The sequence below is a fragment of the Rhizobium sp. P1_E1 genome (assembly GCF_056406015.1).
Window position 1 is genome coordinate 1 of sequence record NZ_JBFUAY010000293.1, and the last position, 4725, is coordinate 4725.

The following is a 4725-nucleotide window of genomic DNA, read 5'->3' on the forward strand; positions in this document are numbered from 1 at the left end:
GACCATCGACCGCAAGCAGGGTGGTTTCCAGAGGCATGATCGTGTTCCTCTTGCCTTAAAAGGCCGGATTGAGAGAAGGCGCGAGGTTGGAGAGGGAGGCACCACCCTCGCGCCCGGTTCTTCAAGCCTCGCCTGTTATCAGGCGCGGCTTGAAGGGATCAGTTGGTCGCCGCCTCGGCGTCCGCCGCCGTGCGCAGCTTGATGCCCTTCTCGGCCGCGTAGGCTTCGGAAGACTTCTCGATGATGGGCCGCAACAGTGCCCAGTCCGGCGCGATCCAGTCAGAAACGACGTTCCACTTCTTCCCGTCCCACTGTTGGAAAGTCACGTAGCCGTTGCCCTCATGGTTGTCCCAGGTGACATTGATCGAGTGGAACAGGCCCTTGGCGCCGAGCGCCTCGACACGCGCCGGATCGAGCTSAAGGTGTTCGAAGCCCCAGCGGACCTCGTCGCCGGTGAGCGTCCGCTTGCCGAACTTCTCCTGTGCGATGCGTATCGCCTCGACATTAAGGATGCCGTTGACGATACCGAGGTTGTGGTAGACCGAGCCAATACGCTTCTTGTCTTCCAGGTTCCCCTTGCCGGCGTCGTAGATCGTTTTGACGATCTCCTGAACGACCGGGTATTCAGCTCCCGAAGCCTGTGTGGTGATCGCCGTATAGCCCTTGGCTGCATCACCAGCGGGGATGACGTCTTCTTCTGAATTGGACCAGACGTTTCCGATAATGTGATCCGCTGGGAAGCCAACCTTGGCTGCGGTCTTCAGCGCAACCGGGTTCATCACGCCCCAACCGCGCAGGACGACGTAGTCTGGCTTGGCGCGCCGGATCGTCAGCCACTGCGACTGCTGTTCGTTGCCTGGATGCGGCACCTCGATCTGCTGCAGCTCGAATCCGTATTTCTTCGCTAGCAGATCGTAGATGGGGATTGTCTCTTTGCCATAGGGCGAGCCGTGGTAGAGCACGGCGATCTTCTTGCCCTTCAGGCTTCCAAGCCCGCCTTCCTTGGAAGCGATATAGTTCACGATGCCGGAAGTTTCGCTGTAGGGATTGAGCAGTAGCGGGAAGACATAAGGGAAAACGCGACCATCGGTCGAATCCGTGCGGCCATGATTGATGGTGATCAACGGCACCTTGTCGGCGGTGATGCGATCTATCATCGCATAGGCAATGCCGACGGAAAGCGGGTTCCAGGCGGCAACGTTCGGGTTGCTCTTCAGGCGCTCGTACGCTTCGACGCCACGTTCGACCTCATACTGCGTTTCAGCTTCCGACCATGTCAGCTTAACGCCGTTGACGCCGCCGTCGCGCGTGTTGATCAGGTTCAGATAATCGATGAAGCCACCGAAGAAGCCGGTGCCGCCGGCAGCATAGGGGCCGACGCGATAGCTCTGGAGGGGAAAATATTGTTCGTCAGCATGGGCCATAGGCATGGCCACCGAAAAGGCGAGGCCGGCGGCAAGAGCCGCGATCTTGAATTTGGCGAGGATCGTCATTTTTGGACATACTCCGGGTATCGACCGGGGCAAGGCGCCGGTCCGGGTTGATCTGATGAAGGCTGTTGGCATTCGAGAGCCTTGATGGCTCCGTTTCGATCAGGACCGCACGATGGCGGCGCCGATTCGTTTTCGTACTCGACCCCAAAGGGCGACGAGCCCATCCGGTTCGAGAATCAGAAAGAGGATGATGAGCGCGCCGAGCACGATGCGCTGGCTCATATCCAGCACGCCCGAATTGAAGATATCGCCGAGCAGGAAGGAGCCAAGCCGTGACAGGACCAACGGAAACACGACGATCAGCGCCGCTCCGAAAAAGGCGCCGCGGATCGAGGCAAGTCCGCCGATGATGACGATGAACAGGACCTGGAACGATCGGTCGAGATTGAAACCGGCCGGCTCGACCGTGCGCAAATAGGCGAACGCCCACAGGACTCCGGCGATGCCGATGATGAAGGAGGAGATTGCGAAGGCCAGAAGCTTGGTTTTCAGCACTGGCACGCCAATGATCCGTGCCGCTGTCTCATTGTCGCGCACGGCGATGAAATTGCGGCCGGTCTGCGAATTCACCAAGCGATAGGCCAGCAAAGTGAGAACGGCGACCACCGTCAGCGCGAAATAATATCGTCCGACTGGGCCATCAAAAACTAAGCCGTAGACCGAAAGCTGCGGCGCATCGATCACGCCGGATGCAGACTCATTGGAGAACCAGCTGAATTTGGTCAGCGCCCACTGCACGAAAAACTGCGCGGCAAGCGTCGATACCGCAAGGTAAAAGCCCTTGAGGCGCAAGCTGGGAAGGCCGAACACCAGGCCGATGCCGGCCGCTGCGAAACCAGCAAGCACCATGCTGACGATTAAAGGCAGACCGTCGGCGCGAAGATTGAAATTGAACGCGGCGAAGGCACCGACAGCCATGAAGGCGGCACTTCCGAGCGACACCTGCCCCGCATAACCTGTCAGGATGTTGAGGCCGAGGCCGGCGAGGCTGAGCGCCAGGAACGGAAGTAGAATGGCCTCGAACAGATAGGCGGACCCGACAAGCGGCACCACGACATAGGCGATGGCAAGGCATGTCAAGGGCGTCGCCCAGCGCGCGGGGAAGCGGTATACCGGGAGATTGTCGGTGATCGTGGACATCGGTCAGACCCTTTCCACAAGCTTCTGGCCGAACAGGCCGGAAGGGCGAACGAGGAGGAAGGCGAGCGCGATGACATAGGCAAACCAGCCCTCGATACCGCCGCCATAATATTCGCCGATATAGACTTCGGCCAGCTTCTCAGACGCACCGATCAACAATCCGCCGACGATCGCGCCTAGGATCGAATCGAACCCGCCGAGGACGAGAACCGGCAAGGCCTTTAGAACGATCAGCGACAGGGAGAATTGCACTCCGACGCGGGCTCCCCACAACAGACCGGCGACCAGCGCCACCAGGCCTGCAGCGGCCCAGACCGCCGCCCAGATCCATGGCAGCCTCAACCCGACGGCGAGCGCCGCGAACTGATCGTCTGCGACAGCGCGAAAACCAAGCCCGATGCGGGTGTAACGGAAGAAGACAGAGAGCAGCAGCACCATGGAGGCGGCAACGATCGCTGCGAAGATGTCGAATTGGCTGATGTAGACACCACCGACGTCGAACGGTACATCCTCGATACCGAGATCAAGGCCATGCACCTGCGTACCCCAAATCAATTGGGCAGCCCCCTCGATGACGTAGGAGAGGCCGAGCGTCGCCATGAAGAGCGTGATCGGTGGTTTGTTGGTCAGCGGCCGCAATACCGTGCGCTCGACGGCAATTCCGATGACGATCATGATCGCGAAGGTGATCGCGAATGCGAGCGGGAAGGAAATTCCGCGTTCCGTCAGGCTCACGAAGGTCAGCGCCGCGAACAGGAGCATCGCGCCTTGCGCAAAATTGAGGACGCCGGATGTCTTGTAGATCAGCACGAAACCGATCGCGACCAGTGAATACATCACGCCCGAGAGAAGGCCGCCGACGAGGACCTCGGTGAAGAACAACCAGTCGAAATCAGCCATCAGATGCCCTCCCCGTTTTCGTTCCCAGGGGCGACACCAAGATAGGCATCGATCACGCGCTGTTCGCGCTGGACCTCGTCGGGTGTTCCATCGGCGATCTTGCGACCGTAGTCGAGCACGGCGACCCGGTCGGAGAGGTCCATAACGACCCCGATATCGTGTTCGATCAACACGACTGTCGTACCGAAACGATCGCGTGCGGCGCCCACGAAATCGGCCATCTCGTTCTTTTCCGTTGCCGTCATGCCGGCCATCGGCTCGTCGAGCAGCAGGATATCGGGCTCGGCCACCAGCGCGCGCGCCAATTCCACCCGTTTTTGCAGACCATAAGGCAGTGTACCGACCAGACGATCGCCAACATGCGAAAGGTGGAGGAACTCGAGCACCTCCAAAGCCCGACTGCGGGCATCCCTCTGTTCCGTGCGGGCTCGACCGAGGCCAACGATCTGTTCGACGAAGCCAGACCGCGTCTTGTGCGCTCGTCCAACCACGACATTGTCGAGAACGTTCAAACCCTTGAACAAGGCCAGGTTTTGAAACGTGCGAGCAATGCCGAGACGGGCAAGTTTCTGCGTCGGGACCTGGGCATGGCGCCGCCCGGAGAGCCACACATAACCGCGATCGGGTCGGTATACGCCGCTGATCACATTGATGATCGAGCTCTTGCCAGCACCGTTAGGCCCGATAATGGCGAGGATTTCGCCGCGCCGTACGGACATATCGATATCCTTCAGGGCGACGACGCCACCGAAGGACAGATCGATGCCGGCCAGCTCCAGAACGATGCCGTCCGTTGCGCCGGCTTCAATGGGCGACGTCCAGGCCGCGCGTGTTCCTCTGTCCAAGCCTGCCAAGTGCTCCTGAACGTCCGGCGGAAACGGCTCCGCTCCCAAGCCCCCGTAGGCAGATGTCATAGTGTGCACGCCCCTGCTTTCGATGGCGCGCCACGAACCCAGCTGGACTCACAGGCGCACGCTATCCCTCCACGAACCACCCGGTTCTTGGCCTGTCATTGTTGAGGCCGCCGGCTTTCCGGCCGCTCGACATGTTGCGATTACTCGGCGGCGACTGCCGTCGCCGTTTCGGCTTCTTCCAATTCGCGGATCAACGGGATGACGTACTTGCCGAAATACTCGACCTCTTCCTGGAAATGCAGGAAGCCGAGAAGGATGAGGTCGGCGCCGGCGCGCTT

Annotated in this window: 4 protein-coding genes and 1 pseudogene; all 5 read right to left on the reverse strand. The window is 60.1% G+C overall.

The annotated features are described in order from the left end of the window. Positions 1 to 158: 158 nt before the first annotated feature. The gene (locus tag AC1D1Z_RS34245) at positions 159 to 1493 is read right to left on the reverse strand and encodes an ABC transporter substrate-binding protein (RefSeq protein WP_477853236.1); all 1335 of its coding nucleotides are present in this window, start codon (positions 1491 to 1493) and stop codon (positions 159 to 161) included. 99 nt (positions 1494 to 1592) lie between these two features. Further along, positions 1593 to 2633 carry a branched-chain amino acid ABC transporter permease gene (locus AC1D1Z_RS34250; protein ID WP_477853238.1) on the reverse strand — a complete coding sequence of 347 codons (1041 nt, stop codon included), beginning with the start codon at positions 2631 to 2633 and terminating at the stop codon, positions 1593 to 1595. A gap of 3 nt (positions 2634 to 2636) precedes the next feature. Continuing rightward, complete coding sequence (locus AC1D1Z_RS34255) at positions 2637 to 3533, reverse strand: branched-chain amino acid ABC transporter permease (protein ID WP_065277591.1); 897 nt, start codon at positions 3531 to 3533, stop codon at positions 2637 to 2639. Beyond that, positions 3533 to 4447, reverse strand: a complete 915-nt coding sequence (locus tag AC1D1Z_RS34260; protein ID WP_065277592.1) for an ABC transporter ATP-binding protein — start codon at positions 4445 to 4447, stop codon at positions 3533 to 3535. Before AC1D1Z_RS34260 ends, AC1D1Z_RS34255 begins: the two co-directional genes overlap by 1 nt. Before the next feature lie 140 nt (positions 4448 to 4587). Beyond that, a pseudogene (locus AC1D1Z_RS34265) lies at positions 4588 to 4725 on the reverse strand (dimethylsulfone monooxygenase SfnG); the annotation flags it as partial.